This window comes from Rhizobium sp. YTUHZ044 (genome assembly GCF_051123975.1).
Classification (GTDB): Bacteria; Pseudomonadota; Alphaproteobacteria; order Rhizobiales; family Rhizobiaceae; genus Rhizobium.
This window is the reverse complement of record NZ_CP101426.1, coordinates 4155455-4172136: the sequence shown is the minus strand read 5'-3', so window position 1 is coordinate 4172136 and position 16682 is coordinate 4155455. Positions and strand designations below refer to the sequence as shown.

Below are 16682 nucleotides of genomic sequence, written 5' to 3'. Positions count from 1 at the left end.
GGTCAGGCGGCCAATATCTCCTTGAGAGCGGCGACCAGCCGCGCGCATTCCTCGTCGGTGCCGATGCTGATGCGCAGGAACTCCGAAATGCGCGGCTCGGCGAAACGCCGGACGAGCACGCCACGCTCCCGCAGTTCGGCCAGAAGTGCACCGCCCGATCGGCTCTCGTGCATCGCGAAGAGGAAATTCGCCTGGGATGGCAGCACCTGGAAACTCAACGCTTCCAGTTGCCGGACAAGGGTATCCCGGCTGGCGATGATTTTCCGCCGGCTTGTTTCGAACCACGGCTCGTCCTTGATCGCCGCCGTCGCCGCGACCTGGGCCAGGCGGTCGAGCGGATAGGAATTGAAGCTGTCCTTGACGCGCACCAGCGCCTCGATCAGGTCCCGGTGCCCCAGCGCGAAGCCGACGCGCAGACCTGCGAACGAACGAGATTTCGACAAGGTCTGGATGATCAGAAGGTTGGGATAACGAGAAATGAGCGGCACGGCGCTCTCGCCGCCGAAATCGACATAGGCCTCGTCTATCACGACGACCGCATCCGGATGAGCAGCAAGAAGCGCCTCGATCCCGGCCAGCGGCAGGCCGATACCAGTCGGCGCATTCGGATTGGGAATGATGATTGCGCCGCACGGCCTGTCGTAATCAGCAAGCCGAATCCGGAACTGATCGTCGAGCGGCATCTCGATCGCCTCGACACCATATAGCAGGCTATAGGTTGGATAGAAGCTATAGGTTATATCGGGATAGAGAAGCGGCAGCTCGTGTTTCAGCAGCGCCTGAAACGTATGGGCGAGAACCTCATCGGAGCCGTTGCCGACGAATACTTCTTCCGCTGTCAGGTTGAAACGGGCGGCGATCGCTTCGCGCAATTCCGTGGCGGAGGGATCGGGATAGAGCCGCAGACGATCGTCCGCCGCCTGCCTGATCGCTTCGATCGCCTTTGGGGACGGTCCGTAGGGATTCTCATTGGTATTGAGCTTGACCAGGCCGGGAATACGCGGCTGCTCGCCCGCGACATACGGCCGGAGCTTGCTGACGATATCAGACCAATACCGGCTCATTCGAACGCGCGGACCTTCATTCCGCTGCCGTCCGCTGGCCGAAACGCTTTTCGATATAATCGACGACAAGCGCCTCGAAGTCGGAGGCGATATTGGGACCGCGCAGTGTCAGCGCCTTCTTGCCGTCGATAAAAACGGGAGCGGCCGGCGTCTCGCCGGTACCGGGCAGCGAGATGCCGATATCGGCATGTTTGCTTTCGCCCGGTCCGTTGACGATGCAGCCCATCACGGCGACGTTCAGCGCCTCGACGCCTGGATATTTCTCGCGCCAGACTGGCATGTTCTTGCGGATGTCGTTCTGAATGTTCTGGGCGAGTTCCTGGAAGACGGTCGAGGTCGTGCGTCCGCAGCCGGGACAGGCGGCCACGACGGGCACGAACTGCCGGAAACCCATGACCTGCAGGATTTCCTGCGCCACCTGGACTTCGCGGGTGCGGTCGCCGTTCGGCTCGGGTGTCAGTGAGACGCGGATCGTATCGCCGATGCCGTGCTGCAGCACGAAGCCCATGGCAGCCGACGAAGCGACGATGCCCTTGCTGCCCATGCCGGCCTCGGTCAGCCCGAGATGCAGCGCGTGATCGGAACGTTCGGCGAGCATGGAATTGACCGCGATCAGGTCCTGCACCTGGCTGACCTTGGCCGACAGGATGATGCGGTTGCGTGGCAGGCCGATTTCCTCGGCAAGGGCGGCCGAAAGCAACGCCGACTGTACGATCGCCTCGCGCGTCACCTGCCGTGCCGACAGCGGCGACCCGGCCTCGGCATTTCGATCCATCAGCGCCGTCAGGAGATCCTGATCGAGCGAGCCCCAGTTGACGCCGATGCGCACCGGCTTGTCGTAGCGGATCGCCATCTCGATGATCTCGGCGAACTGCTTGTCCTTCTTGTCCTTGAAGCCGACATTACCGGGATTGATGCGGTATTTCGCCAGCGCCTCGGCGCAGGCTGGATGATCGGCAAGCAGCTTGTGGCCAATATAGTGGAAGTCGCCGATCAGCGGCACGTCCATGCCGAGCCGCAGCAGCCTTTCGCGGATTTTCGGCACGGCAGCCGCACTTTCGTCGCGATCGACGGTGATGCGCACCAGTTCCGAGCCCGCCCGGTGCAGGGCGGCGACCTGCGCAACGGTCGAATCGATATCGGCGGTATCCGTATTCGTCATCGATTGCACGACGATCGGCGCGCCGCCACCAACGATGACGCCGCCGACATCGACGGCGACGGAAGCGCGGCGCGGTTTTGGATCAAAATCGGCGGCTGAGGACATGAAGAGTTCTTGCACCCCTAAAAACAGTGCCTTTCAGGTGGATCATGACCGCTTTATTGTCAACCGCCCACTATATCACTTTTGTCTGGAGGTGGCTCAGTGGCCGCCTCCAGAGACCCCATCGGCATAATGGGCCAGTTTGGAGAATAGGAGAACGAACAACAGCAGCACCGGCAGCGCCATGAAGACAACGGCAAAACCGATATGCTCGGCGACGAAGCCGATCAACGACGGCGCTACCAGCATGCCGGAATAACCCATGGTCGTCACCACGGAGATGCCGATGCCGGGCTTGAGGCCGGGAATGTTGCCTGCGGCCGAGAAGGCGATCGGCACCATGTTTGATATGCCGATGCCGCAAAAGGCAAAGCCCAAAATGGCAAGCTCGGCATTGGGCGCCAGGCCGGCAAGCAGCATGCCGGCGATGGCAAAGAGCGTGCAGATGCGCAGGGTCTTGACGCTCCCGAGGCGGTCGCGCACGAGATCGCCGGCAAAGCGCATGGTCGCCATGGTCGCCGAAAAGGCTGCGAAACCAAGTCCTGAAAGCGCGACCGACGCCCCCATGTCCTGCCGGAGATAGAGCGCGCCCCAATCCAGGACGGCACCTTCCGGCACCATCGAGAACAGCGCCATCAATCCAAGGAGCCACGGCAGCGGCACCATCGGCAGCTTCGTCTTTTCTTTCTTGGCATCCGGATGCGGCGGATCCGCAAGGATCATCGGCCATGCCAGAGCAAGGAAGATCGCCGCCAACACCGTCGCCAGCTGCGCATGGCCGAGAATGCCGAGCTTGGTGATCACGATGCCGCCGAGTCCCGAACCGATGAGGCCGCCAAGGCTCCAGAAAGCATGGCAGGACGACATGATGGCGCGGCGCATGGATTTTTCGACGGACACCGCATTGGCGTTCATCGCCACATCCATGGCGCCGATGAAGCCGCCGAACAGGAAGAGCGAGATTGCCGCGGTAATCACGTTTGGCGCGAGCGTCAGAGCCAGGAGCAGCGGCAGCACGCAGACGGCGGTTGCCCGAACAACGATCCGCGAGCCATGCCTGGCGATCTGCGCGCCGGCGATCGGCATCATGACCAGCGAGCCAACGCCGAAGACGATGATCATCAGCCCGAGCTCGAACTTGCTCAGCCCGAGACGCTCGGCAAAATCCGGGATCTTCGGCGCCCAGCAGCCGACGACAAAGCCGTTCATGAGAAAGAGCAGGGAAACCGCTGCCCTGCTTCTGGTGATGAAGCCGCTGCGGACCCCCGACGGCGCATTCACATGACTGTCCATTTTCGGTCTTTCCTCGCTATCGGGCTTGGGAGCCCCCGTTTTTCTAAACTCCGTGACGACGGCTCAGTTCGTTTTTTCGGCGATAACGGTCCGGCAGCCGCGCTCGCGATAACCCGCAAGAACGCCGGGATCGGCATCGTGCTCGACGACCAGGCATTCGCAATGCGCAACCGGAAGGATGCTGTGGGGCGCAGCCGTGCCGAATTTCTCCGAGGTTACTGCCGCCATCACCTTTTTGCTTCTCGATGCCGCAAACCGCTTGAACTCCGCATCCTCGAAACCGAAGGTCGTGATGCCGGCCTCGAGATCGATGCCGCAGGCGCCGAGAATGCAGAGATCGGGCGAAATCTGCTCCATATCCCGCAAGGCCTTGGCGCCGAGCGCTCCACCCGTCTGCCGGTCCACCATGCCGCCGATCACGATGACGTTGACCGCAGGCTTGTCGATGAGCGCCGCGGCGATCACCGGCGCATTCGTCGCAGCCGTCAGTTCGAGTTCGGCAGGTAGAGCATTGGCAATCGCCAGATTGGTGCTCCCGGCATCGAAAAACACGCAGGAACCGGCAGCGATCTGCATTGCCGCAGCCCGCGCCAAGGCCTGCTTGCGGTCGGCAGCAAATCCCGTGCGCTGCGTCAGGCTTCCATGCGCCGGCGACACGGGCAAGGCGCCGCCATAGACCCGCTCGCAGAGGCCCGCCGCCGCCATCTCACGCAGGTCGCGCCGCACCGTATCCTCGGAGACGCCGAATTCGAGCGCAAGTTCCGCCGCCAGCACGCGGCCATTCAGCCGCAGCCGCTCGGAAATGACGCCTTGGCGCTCTCGCAATAAAAAATCCTGCATGTTCCTACCGGATCAATCGCTGAACTGACATAAACGTGCATAAACGCTTATGATCGTGCAGGCAATATGCGCGGTTACACGTTTCCTGACGCAGTGAAACAAAATTGAATCATCAAAGCGCGTCTTCGATTGGTCGCTGAGAGAAAGGTTGGAGCGTGACCGCGGCGACGCCACTTTCATGGAATTCGTGCGTGGAGGGCGACTCTTGAGAAAAATATTTGCAGTTGCTGCTTTTATTCGCAGTTTTCTACGCTTCCGGCGCCCTAGTTTTCTGCAAAGTATCGCTCATCCGATCGCAACCTCCCAAGGATGGACAGAACAATGAACTGGTTGAAAACCGTCGCCGCCGCTACCCTTATTCACGTCGCGGCCCTCCTGCCCGCCCATGCCGGCGAAAACCTCGCCGCCATCAAATCGGCCGGCGTCTTCAAGATCGGCACCGAGGGCACCTATGCGCCCTTCACCTATCATGACGAAAGCGGCAAGCTGGTCGGCTTCGACGTCGAGATCGGCGAAGCCATCGCCGCCAAGCTCGGTGTCAAGGCCGAGTTCGTCGAAGGCAAGTGGGACGGCCTGATCGCCGGCCTCGACGCAAAGCGTTACGACACTGTCATCAATCAGGTCGGCATCACCGAAGCCCGCAAGCAGAAATACGATTTCTCCGAGCCCTATATCGCTTCCAAGGCCGTGCTGATCGTCCGCGACGGCGATGACAGCATCAAGACCTTCGCCGACCTGAAGGGCAAGAAATCAGCCCAGTCGCTGACCAGCAACTTCGGCAAGATCGCCACCGAATCCGGGGCCGAGCTCGTGGGCACGGACGGTTTCGACCAGTCGATCCAGCTTGTGCTGACCAAACGCGCCGATGCGACGATCAACGACAGCCTCTCCTTCCTCGACTTCAAGAAGCACAAGCCGGACGCGCCGGTAAAGATCGCCGCCCAGCAGGAAAATGCCGATTACTCCGGCGTCATCATCCGCAAGAACGAGCCGGAACTGCTGGAAGCGATTAATAAGGCGCTCGCCGATATCAAGGCCGACGGCACTTACAAGAAGATCGCCGACAAATATTTCGGCCAGGACGTCTCGAAGTAAGCTTCGTCTAAAAAACTCCCCTCCCTCCCCACAAGAGGGAGGGGCTTTGGCCGGGAACCGCCTCACCTCAAAATAGAGGTCCCGACTTGCAGCTCGGTGATCATTTCATGCGGCGCGGGAGGCAGATTAAGTCCCTGCCCCTTGTGGGAAGGGGTTGGGGAGGGGTATTTCGAAGTATCACTGGTCAACCGACGAGAGGGAATATCCCTTGCCGCACTGGCTCCAACTGATGGCGGAATCGCTTCCCTCGCTCCTCTGGGCGGGATTGATCTTCACCATTCCGCTGACGCTGCTCTCCTTCGTCTTTGGTCTGATCCTCGGCCTGATCACGGCGATCGCCCGCCTTTTCGGCCCGACGCCCGTCGCGGCGCTTGCCCGTTTCTATGTTTGGGTCATTCGCGGCACGCCGCTGCTCGTCCAGCTCTTCGTGATCTTTTATGGGCTGCCGAGCATCGGCATCCTGCTCGACGCCTTTCCTGCCGCGCTGATCGGCTTCACCCTGAATATCGGCGCCTACAGCTCAGAGATCATCCGCGCGGTCATCTCCTCCGTGCCGAAGGGCCAGTGGGAAGCGGCCTATTCGATCGGCATGAGCTGGCGCCAGGCGATGAGCCGGACGATCCTGCCACAGGCCGGCCGCGTCGCCGTGCCGCCTCTGTCGAACACCTTCATCTCGCTGGTCAAGGATACCTCGCTTGCCGCCGCCATCACCGTGCCGGAGCTCTTCCAGGCGGCACAACGCATCGTCGCCACCACCTACGAGCCGCTGATCCTCTATATCGAGGCGGCGCTGATCTATCTCGCCCTGAGCTCCGTCCTCTCGCAGCTGCAGGTGCGGCTGGAACGTCGTTTCGCACGTTATGGCGGCATGCTGGAGGCAAACGCATGATCGAGCTTTCCAACATCGAGAAGCGCTTCGGCGATGCCGTCATTCTGAAGGATATCAGCCTCCGCATTCCCGAGGGCAGCGTCACCGCGCTCGTCGGGCCGTCCGGCGGTGGCAAGAGCACGCTACTGCGCTGCATCAACCTGCTCGAGATCCCGACATCAGGCGCGATCCGCCTCGGCGAGGAAGAGCTTTCCTTCGCGCCCGGCAAACGCTTGGGCCGGCAGGCGATCCAGAAAATCCGCCGTCAGACCGGCATGGTCTTCCAGAATTTCCAGCTCTTTCCGCATCAGACCGCGATTGAAAACGTTATGGAAGGTCTGGTCACGGTGCTGAAGTGGCCGAAGGAGAAAGCGCGCGAACACGCCATGGAACTGCTGACCAAGGTCGGCATGGCGCACAAGACCGATGCCTGGCCTTCGACCTTATCGGGTGGCCAGCAGCAACGCGTGGCAATCGCCCGGGCCCTTGCGCCGTCGCCACGGGTGCTTCTCTGCGACGAGCCGACCTCGGCGCTCGATCCGGAACTCTCGGCGGAAGTGGTCGATGTGCTGGGCCAGCTTGCCCGCGAAGGCACGACGATGGTCATGGCCACCCACGATCTCCGGCTCGCCTCGAAAATCGCGAATGACGTCGTCTTCCTGGAGGCCGGGAGCGTGGTGGAAACGGGCAGCGCGAAAGCCATTTTCAGCGCGCCCAAGCGCGAACGCACCAAGCGCTTCATATCGACGATCAACGCTGCCCACACATATGACATCTAGTGCAATTCCGTTTCTCTTCGAATCAAGGAATTGCTCTATCTCTATGTTTTCACGCAATTCCGAATGCAAAACCGCTGCACACTTTTGCTGGAATTGCTCTTGTCTCACGTGAATCGTGATTCACGTGAGACGCTTTGATTTTAAGCCATCTGCCTCAGGCTGAGGTGACGACCGAACGCGCCGCCTTCAACGCATTGCCCCACCAGATGAGCTGATCGAGCTGGTTCTTCGCCGCCTCGTTGAGGTGCGGGTAATCGCCAAGGCTCTTGCCTTCCTTGAGCACGCTCAGATATTCGCTGAAAGCGATGTGCACGCCCGTTTTCACCGAGGCAGCGCCCATTTCCACGAAGATCAGCCTCAGATGCTCGACGGCCCGCGCACCGCCGACGCCGCCGTAGCCGACGAAGGCGACCGGCTTCTGGAGGAACTCGCCGAGATCGATAGCGTTCTTCAGAACCGCCGTCGGTGCATGATTGTACTCGGCGACGGTGAATATGTAGCCGTCGAATTCGCGCAGCTTCTTCTTCCAGCGCTCGGCGGTGTCGCTTTCCACCGTGGTGGCGCGCTCTTCGCCAAAGAAATGCATGGGATAGTCGAGAAGATCGAGAACCTCGACTTCGAGATCGGAGCGTTGGCCGACGAGCTCGGCGATCCATTTTGCCGGATGTTCGGCGAAACGGCCAATACGAGTGCTGCCGACGATGACGGCGATCTTCAATTTGCTCATGAAATTGTTTCCTGATTGATTTTGGGAGGGGCAGGCACGTAAGTCTACGAAAAAGCCTCCCCGCCGGGCAAGGCGAGGAGGCCGCTAGCCTTTCAAAAAGATCGACCTTTTAACAGACTAGCTCTACACAATCGGGTGATCAGCCCGGCCTGGCAGGGATGGGCGGACGAAACTTTCGTGTCGGTCGCTCATCCGCCGTAAACCACCAGCAGATCCTTCGCATCGATCTGGTCGCCGGCCTTGACCAGCACTTCGGCAATGGTGCCGTCCTTTTCCGCGTGGATCGCGGTTTCCATCTTCATTGCCTCGATGGAGACGAGCACGTCACCGGCACTGACGGCCTGGCCCGGCGAGGCGAAGACGCGGCTGATGACGCCAGGCATCGGTGCGCCGACATGGGCGGCGTTGCCGATCTCGGCCTTGCGGCGCACGGCCGCCCCGGTCGCCCCATGGGCCCGGTCGGGCACCTTGATGCGGCGCGGCTGGCCGTTGAGCTCGAAGAAGACGGTGACCATGCCCTGGCTGTCGGTTGCGCTCATCGCCTGGTTGACGATGACGAGCGTCTTGCCCTTCTCGATGTCGGCGAACAGCTCCTCGCCGTCCGCCAACCCGTAGAAATAGGCTGGCGTCGGCAGCACGGAGACCGGACCGTAGGTATCCGAGGCAAGCGCAAAATCGGTGAAGACCTTCGGATACATCAGATAGGAAGCGAATTCGAAGTCGCTGACCTCGCGCTCCAGCTTCTTTTCGATGACCTTGCGTTCCGCATCGAGATCGGCTTCCTTGAGCAGTGAGCCCGGCCGCACCGTATAGGGTTTTTCGCCCTTCAATGCCTTCTTCTGCAGCGCTTCCGGCCATCCCGACGGCGGCTGGCCGAGATCACCCTTCAGCATCGACACCACCGATTCGGGGAACGAGACTTCGCGGTCGGGGCTGACGACATCGGCGACGGTCAGGTCCTGGGAGACCATCATCAGCGCCATGTCGCCAACGACCTTGGAGGACGGCGTCACCTTGACGATGTCGCCGAACATCTGGTTGGCGTCGGCATAGGCCTGCGCCACCTGATGCCAGCGGGTTTCCAGCCCCAGCGAGCGGGCCTGCTCCTTGAGGTTGGTGAACTGGCCACCCGGCATTTCATGGAGATAGACCTCCGATGCCGGCCCCTTGAGATCGCTTTCGAAGGCGGCATACTGGTTGCGCACCGCTTCCCAATAGAAGGAGATGCGGCGGATCCATTCCGGATCGAGGCCGGGATCGCGCTCGGAGCCGGAGAGCGCCTCGACGATCGAGCCGAGACAGGGCTGCGAGGTATTGCCGGAGAGCGCATCCATTGCCGCATCGACGGCATCGACCCCGGCTTCGACCGCGGCAAGGACGGTCGCCGCCGCAATGCCCGAAGTGTCATGCGTGTGGAAGTGGATCGGCAGACCGGTCGCCTCGCGCAGCGCCTTGAACAGAACCTTCGCCGCCGCAGGCTTCAACAGGCCCGCCATGTCCTTGAGCGCGATGATGTGAGCCCCGGCCTTTTCGAGCTCGACGGCAAGATCGGTATAGTACTTCAAGTCGTACTTCGGCCGCGCCGAGTTCAGGATGTCGCCGGTATAGCAGATCGCCGCCTCGCAGAGCTTGTTCTCTTCGGCAACCGCATCCATCGATACCCGCATATTCTCGACCCAATTCAGGCAGTCGAAGACGCGGAAGAGATCGATGCCGCCCTTGGCAGCCTGGCGGACGAAGTATTTGACGACATTGTCGGGATAGTTGGTGTAGCCGACACCATTGGCGCCGCGCAGCAGCATCTGCAGGAGCAGGTTGGGGGCGCCTTCGCGGATCAGCGCCAGGCGCTCCCACGGATCTTCCGTGAGGAATCGCATCGAGACGTCGAAGGTGGCGCCGCCCCAGCATTCGAGCGAGAGCAGGTTCGGCAGCGCATGTGCATAAGTGCCGGCGATGCGGGCGATGTCATAGGTGCGCATGCGCGTGGCAAGCAGCGACTGGTGGCCGTCGCGCATCGTCGTGTCGGTCAGAAGCACCCGCTTCTCGTTGCGCATCCACTCGCCGAATTTCTTCGGACCAAGCGTGTCGAGAAGCTGCTTCGTGCCGTCCTTCACGCCGTTGCCATTGGCATAGGGCACCACCGGCCGGGCGGCATTTTCCAGCGGCTTCGGCCTGTCCTTGGCCTCGGGATGGCCGTTGACGGTCACGTCGGCGAGATAGGTCAGGAGTTTCGTTGCGCGGTCCTGGCGCTTGACCTGCTGGAAGAGCTCCGGCGTCGTGTCGATGAAGCGGGTGGTGTAGCTGTTGTCGCGGAATTTCGGGTGGCCGATGATCGCTTCGAGGAAGGTCAGGTTGGTGGCCACGCCTCGGATGCGGAATTCGCGCAGCGCCCGATCCATGCGGGAAATGGCTTCCAGCGGGTTCGGCGCCCAGGCCGTGACCTTGACGAGCAGCGGATCGTAATAGCGGGTGATGATGGCGCCGGAATAGGAGGTGCCGCCGTCGAGGCGAATGCCGAAGCCGGAGGCCGAGCGATAGGCGGTGATGCGGCCGTAATCCGGAATGAAGTTATGTTCCGGATCTTCCGTCGTCACGCGGCACTGCAGGGCGTGACCGTTGAGACGGATGTCTTCCTGCTTCGGCACGCCGGATTGCGGCGTGCCGATCGCAAAGCCGTCGAGGATGTGGATCTGCGCCTTGACGATATCGATGCCGGTGACGACTTCGGTCACTGTATGCTCGACCTGGATGCGCGGATTGACTTCGATGAAGTAGAATTTGCCGGTATCGGCGTCCATCAGATATTCGACGGTGCCGGCGCCGATATAGTTCGTCGCCTCTGCGATCTTCAGCGAATAGGCGGCGAGTTCCTGGCGCTGCGCTTCGGTGAGATAGGGTGCGGGCGCGCGCTCGACGACCTTCTGATTGCGGCGCTGAACGGAACAGTCGCGCTCGAAGAGATGCACGACATTGCCGTGGGTGTCGCCGAGGATCTGGCTTTCGACGTGGCGGGCGCGCTCGACGAGCTTTTCCAGATAGACCTCATCCTTGCCGAAGGCGGCCATCGCCTCGCGCTTGGCTTCCGTCACTTCCTTGGCAAGATCGGCCTCGGAACGGATGACGCGCATGCCGCGACCGCCGCCGCCCCAGGAGGCCTTCAGCATGACGGGATAGCCGATCTCGGCCGCCATCCTGGCGACTTCCTTCATATCGTCCGGCAGCGGTGCGGTCGCCGGCACGACCGGCACGCCGACGGAGATCGCCAGGTTGCGCGCTGCGACCTTGTTGCCGAGCTGGCGCATCGTATCGGCCTTCGGGCCGATGAAGATGATGCCGGCCTTGTTGCAGGCATCGACGAATTCCGGGCTTTCCGACAAGAGGCCGTAGCCCGGATGGATAGCATCGGCGCCCGAAAGCTTGGCGACGCGGATCACCTCGTCGATCGACAGATAACTTTCGATCGGTCCGAGATCGCGGGCCAGATGCGGACCGCGGCCGACCTGATAGCTCTCGTCCGCCTTGAAGCGGTGCAGTGCCAGCTTGTCCTCCTCCGCCCAGATCGCCACCGTTTTTATTCCAAGCTCGTTGGCCGCGCGGAACACGCGAATGGCTATTTCGGAGCGGTTGGCAACGAGTATCTTGGATATGGGCAAAACGGTCTCCTCCGTCGTTCAGACACGGGCATGCTGCACCCGCGAAGAAAATTCTTAACTTCTTGTCACGGGAAGTTCAATTTCTCTTGCGACTGCGAAACGCACTTTCTCGCCATGCCAGAGCTGTCGGCCCGCAGTAGGCGGCGATTTCGCGAGATGGATGGAAAAAGCCTAGCTTATCAGACCGTGACGGAAGGCGAGCGCCACTGCCTGCTGCCTGTTCTTTGCCTTCAGCTTATCCTGCAGACCGTTCATGTACCAGTCGACCGTATGGTTTGAGATCTTCAGCATTTTGCTGATCTCCATCGAGGTCATGCCTTCGGCAAGATAGTGGAGGATTTCCATCTCGCGGCGCGTCAGCGGCGTCTCGGTCGGCAGCACCGTTTCCAGCGCCGCGGCCTCGCCTGAGAGGTCGAGCAATCGCCAGAAGCTCTTGCGCGCCACGGCCTCGAGCAGCGCGATTTCCACCGGCGACAAGTCGATCGGCTTGCCGCCGAGGCTGAGGCTGCCGAGAATGCCGTTGCGCCCATGAATCGGAAAGAGATAGCCGTCCTCCAATCCGTGACCGAAGGCATCGACCATCATCTGCTCCATGCGGCGCTGATGCGCATCACCGTCGAAGGCGGCCACGCTCTCCCGCCAGCGGAAAGGCCGTTGCGCATGCACGAGATAACGCACCATCGGATCGATCCGGACATATTTTTTTGCGGCATATATCTGTAGCCATTGTTCCGGCCAGCGGCCGGCAAGCGGCGCGGCGCGCAGTTCGATATTCCGCTGCGCCGGGTTTTGCTGCAAATGTCGCAGCAGACCGTAATACTCGAAACCGCAACCGTGGAGGACCTGCTCGAGTTCGGTGACGACGGCGTCCTGATTTGGGCACTCTTCCAGAATGACAAGCAATTGAATTAAAGAATTAATATTCACAAATAGCGCCCTTTGCCCGGACCTGAACCGCATCGAGGCCGTTGGCGGCTGTTCAGATTGGTCGCGTAACGGTCTTCTTCAAAAAAATGCAGTCTCTAATTTAATGCTGCGCTAAACGTTGATTAAAATGCAAGCGCAAATTGTCGGGAGATATAATCATGGTGGAATTCCGGCGCCAGACCCCGCTGCCGAAAAATCTGAGGAGCCCGGAATACCGCTCTGTTCTGTCCTATTGAGGCAGCTTCAAATTCGTCGCAGCTTCGATCGTGTGATCAAGTTAACCACCCGGCGGGCTGAATCCCGAATACTCCGTTAATCGCCGGTTCAGGTAGCCTTTTGTAGCATCCCATCATTCCCGTTTTCGCAGATGCACAAGAGGTTAGACGTGTCGCTATTCAAGGTCTATGCAAGAGCTCTGCGCTATCTTGGCGCCTATAAGCTCCGCGTATCCCTGGTCGTTATTGCCAACATTGTTCTGGCGACCATCACCATTGCGGAACCGATCCTGTTCGGTCGCATCATCGATGCGATATCGGGGAAGGGCGAAGTCAAACCCATCCTCTTCATGTGGGCTGGTTTCGCCGTGTTCAATACCGTCGCCTTCGTTCTAGTCTCCCGCGAGGCCGACCGGCTTGCCCATGGCCGGCGGGCGACGCTGCTGACGGAAGCCTTCGGCCGCATTATTTCCATGCCGCTTGCCTGGCACCATCAGCGCGGCACCTCCAACGCGCTGCATACACTGCTGCGTGCCTGCGAGACGCTGTTTGGCCTCTGGCTGGAATTCATGCGCAACCACCTATCGACGGTCATTGCGCTGTCCCTGCTGGTGCCGACGGCAATGTCGATGGATTTGCGCCTTTCCGCCGTGCTGATCGTGCTTGGCATCGCCTATTGGCTGATCGGCCGCGTGGTCATGAGCCGCACCAAGGATGGCCAGGCTTCGGTCGAAAACCACTACCATACCGTCTTCTCGCATGTCAGCGATTCGATCAGCAACGTCTCCGTTCTGCATAGCTACAACCGTATCGAAGCGGAAACCAAGGCGTTGAAATCCTTCGCCGACCGGCTGCTCGAAGCGCAGTATCCGGTGCTCGACTGGTGGGCGCTCGCCAGCGCGCTGAACCGCATGGCTTCGACCATCGCGATGATGGTGGTTCTGATCATCGGCACGATGCTCGTCCAGTCCGGCGAGTTGCGCATCGGTGATGTCATTGCCTTCATCGGCTTTGCCAACCTGCTGATCGCCCGTCTCGACCTGATGCGCCAATTCGCGACGCAGATCTTCGAGGCCCGCTCCAAGCTCGAGGACTTCTACACGCTCGAAGACTCGGTGCGCGACCGTGAAGAGCCGGCCGGCAATAGCGAGATCAAGAACGTCAAGGGTGCGGTCGAATTCCGCGACGTCTCCTTCGGCTTCGGCAACAGCTCGCAGGGCCTGCACAACGTCTCCTTCTCGGTAAAGGCAGGCCAGACGGTCGCCATCGTCGGCCCGACCGGCGCCGGCAAGACGACGCTGGTCAACCTGCTGCAGCGCGTCTACGACCCGCAGGGCGGCCAGATTCTCGTCGACGGCACCGATATCACCAAGGTGACCCGGAAGTCACTGCGTCGCCATATCGCTACCGTCTTCCAGGATGCGGGCCTGCTGAATCGTTCGATCAGCGACAATATCCGCCTCGGCCGCGAAGGTGCGAGCGAGGAGGACATGCGCCGTGCGGCCGAAGCCGCCGCCGCCGCCGATTTCATCGAGACCCGTGAGGATCGTTACGACACCCATGTCGGCGAGCGTGGCAACAAGCTTTCCGGTGGTGAACGTCAGCGCATCGCGATTGCCCGCGCCATCCTCAAGGATGCGCCGATCCTGGTGCTCGATGAGGCGACCTCGGCGCTCGACGTCGAGACCGAAGCCCGCGTCAAGGCCGCGATCGACAATCTGCGGCAGAACCGCACCACCTTCATCATCGCCCACCGCCTCTCGACGGTCCGCGAAGCGGATATGGTGCTCTTCCTTGACGATGGCCGCGTCGCCGAACAGGGCAGCTTCGACGAGCTCAGCCACAGCAACGGCCGCTTCGCCGCCCTGCTGCGCGCCAGCGGCATCCTGACGGACGAAGAAGTCCGCAAGGCGCACACCACAGAAGCCGCCTGAGCGCTTCGAGTCAAAGGATAAGGCCGGAAGGGCAGACGCTCTTCCGGCCTTTTGTTTTTCTTGGGTAGCTTTCTGGGATAGCAGACACCCGCGTGGCCCCCTTTGTCCCGGCGGCCATCTCCCTGCTAAGCGAGATCGAGACGGAGGTCTCGGCCGTGCAGAGGAGGTCGTCACAAGGCACGACATGTCTGGCGGCCGGGCTGATTGATCGCATCGCCGATCCCCTCTAAGCTGTTGTCGCTAGCCGATACTCAGGAGAGCGGCATGAAAGTCCTGCGCATCGTCGCCAATATCCAGGCGCCCGACATCATGGCCGCCAAACGCTTCTATCAGGATATTCTCGGCCTTGATCTGATGATGGATCTCGGCTGGATCGTCACGTTCGGCGCGAATACTTCCATGAAAGTTCAGCTCAGTGTCGCCAGCCAAGGCGGCTCCGGGACTCCGGTGCCCGAACTCTCCATCGAGGTAGATGATCTCGATGCTGCTTTCGAGGCGATGTCTGCCGCCGGCGTTCCGATCGAATACGGTCCGGCCGACGAGCCCTGGGGCGTCAGGCGCTTCTACGTGCGCGATCCTTTCGACCGGCTGGTGAATATTCTAGTTCACAAAAGTTGAGCCGGCGGCATTACAGCGCCGCGCGTCTTTTCAACGCGCGAAAGGCGCTGCAATGCCGTGGTGCTTTTCGATGCCGATTTTGGGCCCCCGCTAAGCCCGCCGCTCTTCAATCAGATGGGGATTCCTATTTCCGATTGGTCCGGTGATAGGTATTCGCCGCTCCGCCAACTCGCACAGGCACAGGGACCGCGGCAATCTCCGTCACGAGCTTGTCCTTGATCTTGCCCAGCTGGCGCTTGTGCTCGAGGTAGTGGGCATAGGCGAATTGCGTCGCGATGCCCACGATCACGAAGAGCGGGCCGACCAGCGGATCCTTGTTGGTGATATAGAGCACGACCTGGCCGATCATGGCGAGGATCGTGCCGGCGACGAAGATGTTCAGCGAATGCCGGCCGAGGATCGTCAGCGGGTGTTCGGCTGGGCGCCGCAGGATGCGCGAGAACGCCGGGATGCTGATGATGAGATAGGTCAGCGCCAGCACATGCAGCAGCCGCGGCAGCGACAGGAAGGTCTTGTCGAAACCGGTGACGACGGTGGGCAGGCCGAGCGCCGCCAGCGAATTGCCGAAAATCCACAGATGGCCGGTTACCCAGATGAAGGACAGCAGGACATAGCCGGCGGCAGCCGCAAGCAGCAGCGGATGCCGCGGGATCGTGCCGCCGCGCTTGATATGCAGGATCGAAACAATTCCAATCGAAAACAGGAACTGCCAGGAGAGCGGATTGAGGAACCAGTAGCCCTCTATCAGCAAATTATGCGGCGCCACCTCGTAAATGCCGGCCAGCAGCCAGACCGTGCCGGAAACGGCGAGCGCCAGAAGCGGGCTTCGCTCGTTGAGGAGCAGGATGATCGGCACCATCAGCAACAATGCGCCATACATCGGCAGGATATTGTTGTAGCCGATTTGGTGACCGAGCAGCAGAAGCGCCGGGATGCCTTCCTTCAGGTTCATCAGAACCGCCAGGATGTTGATCTCGACCAGCAGCCCCGGCCGGTGGAACAGCCAGGCACCACAGATGAAGAGCGCCAGCGTCATGAAGGTGGTGATCATATGCGCGAGGTAGAGCGTGAAGGCGCGCCGCGCCGCCTTGATCGCCGTCTTGATGCGGTCGCCCGGCTTGAAGCGGGAACCATAGGCGAGGCCGACGGCGATGCCGGAGATCAGGACGAAGGCCTCGGCGGCATCGGAGAAACCGAAATTCTTCGTCGTCACATATTCGAAGATCTGTCCGGGAACATGATTGATGAAAATCATGATCAGGGCCAGGCCACGCAGCACGTCAAGCCTTGTATCGCGCGTCGTCGCAGCTGCGGATGAGGAACTGCGCTCGGTGCCGATGGCTTCGGTCGGCGTGCTTGCCATATGGGTTTCTCCTGTTATCCGATTTTGCAAACGCGACGGCGG

13 protein-coding genes are annotated in these 16682 nt (G+C 61.0%); 5 read left to right on the top strand and 8 right to left on the bottom strand.

Features of this window, described 5'->3' with window-relative positions; translation table 11 throughout:
* Positions 1–2 precede the first annotated feature (2 nt).
* From hisC to NL154_RS20415, 4 genes are all read right to left on the bottom strand, one after another.
* The gene (hisC, locus tag NL154_RS20430; RefSeq protein ID WP_434733259.1) at positions 3–1064 is read right to left on the bottom strand and encodes a histidinol-phosphate transaminase; all 1062 of its coding nucleotides are present in this window, start codon (positions 1062–1064) and stop codon (positions 3–5) included.
* 16 nt (positions 1065–1080) lie between these two features.
* Positions 1081–2331, bottom strand: coding sequence for a flavodoxin-dependent (E)-4-hydroxy-3-methylbut-2-enyl-diphosphate synthase (ispG, locus tag NL154_RS20425; RefSeq protein ID WP_210632690.1), 1251 nt, complete (start codon positions 2329–2331; stop codon positions 1081–1083).
* Positions 2332–2427: 96 nt separating this feature from the next.
* Positions 2428–3621 (bottom strand): MFS transporter, encoded by a 1194-nt coding sequence (locus tag NL154_RS20420; protein ID WP_210632689.1) that lies wholly within the window; start codon positions 3619–3621, stop codon positions 2428–2430.
* A gap of 63 nt (positions 3622–3684) precedes the next feature.
* Complete coding sequence (locus NL154_RS20415; RefSeq protein ID WP_210632688.1) at positions 3685–4461, bottom strand: DeoR/GlpR family DNA-binding transcription regulator; 777 nt, start codon at positions 4459–4461, stop codon at positions 3685–3687.
* A gap of 321 nt (positions 4462–4782) precedes the next feature.
* Between NL154_RS20415 and NL154_RS20410 the strand changes: the two genes are divergently transcribed.
* The 3 genes from NL154_RS20410 to NL154_RS20400 all read left to right on the top strand — a co-directional run bounded on the left by NL154_RS20410 (position 4783) and on the right by NL154_RS20400 (position 7203).
* Entirely contained in the window at positions 4783–5556 is a 774-nt protein-coding gene (locus NL154_RS20410) for an amino acid ABC transporter substrate-binding protein (protein ID WP_210632687.1), read from the top strand.
* 208 nt (positions 5557–5764) lie between these two features.
* Entirely contained in the window at positions 5765–6445 is a 681-nt protein-coding gene (locus NL154_RS20405; protein WP_221146182.1) for an amino acid ABC transporter permease, read from the top strand.
* Positions 6442–7203: an amino acid ABC transporter ATP-binding protein gene (locus NL154_RS20400; protein WP_221146179.1), complete on the top strand. Its 762-nt coding sequence runs from the start codon at positions 6442–6444 to the stop codon at positions 7201–7203. The genes NL154_RS20405 and NL154_RS20400 overlap by 4 nt, the downstream gene beginning before the upstream one ends.
* A 154-nt stretch (positions 7204–7357) precedes the next feature.
* Here the strand turns inward: NL154_RS20400 and NL154_RS20395 are convergent, their stop codons facing one another.
* The 3 genes from NL154_RS20395 to NL154_RS20385 all read right to left on the bottom strand — a co-directional run bounded on the left by NL154_RS20395 (position 7358) and on the right by NL154_RS20385 (position 12510).
* Positions 7358–7930: an NADPH-dependent FMN reductase gene (locus tag NL154_RS20395; protein WP_210632684.1), complete on the bottom strand. Its 573-nt coding sequence runs from the start codon at positions 7928–7930 to the stop codon at positions 7358–7360.
* A 188-nt stretch (positions 7931–8118) separates the two neighbouring features.
* The gene (gene pyc / locus NL154_RS20390) at positions 8119–11583 is read right to left on the bottom strand and encodes a pyruvate carboxylase (RefSeq protein ID WP_221146177.1); all 3465 of its coding nucleotides are present in this window, start codon (positions 11581–11583) and stop codon (positions 8119–8121) included.
* 171 nt (positions 11584–11754) lie between these two features.
* Positions 11755–12510: a helix-turn-helix transcriptional regulator gene (locus NL154_RS20385; RefSeq protein ID WP_210632682.1), complete on the bottom strand. Its 756-nt coding sequence runs from the start codon at positions 12508–12510 to the stop codon at positions 11755–11757.
* A gap of 385 nt (positions 12511–12895) precedes the next feature.
* On the opposite strand from NL154_RS20385, the gene NL154_RS20380 reads away from it, so the two are divergent.
* Together NL154_RS20380 and NL154_RS20375 are read left to right on the top strand one after the other, a co-directional pair.
* Positions 12896–14659 carry a glucan ABC transporter ATP-binding protein/ permease gene (locus tag NL154_RS20380; RefSeq protein ID WP_210632681.1) on the top strand — a complete coding sequence of 588 codons (1764 nt, stop codon included), beginning with the start codon at positions 12896–12898 and terminating at the stop codon, positions 14657–14659.
* Positions 14660–14923: 264 nt separating this feature from the next.
* Positions 14924–15277, top strand: a complete 354-nt coding sequence (locus NL154_RS20375) for a VOC family protein (RefSeq protein WP_434733258.1) — start codon at positions 14924–14926, stop codon at positions 15275–15277.
* Positions 15278–15401: 124 nt separating this feature from the next.
* On the opposite strand, the gene NL154_RS20370 is transcribed toward NL154_RS20375, so the two are convergent.
* Entirely contained in the window at positions 15402–16640 is a 1239-nt protein-coding gene (locus NL154_RS20370) for an OpgC family protein (protein ID WP_221163863.1), read from the bottom strand.
* Positions 16641–16682 lie beyond the last annotated feature (42 nt).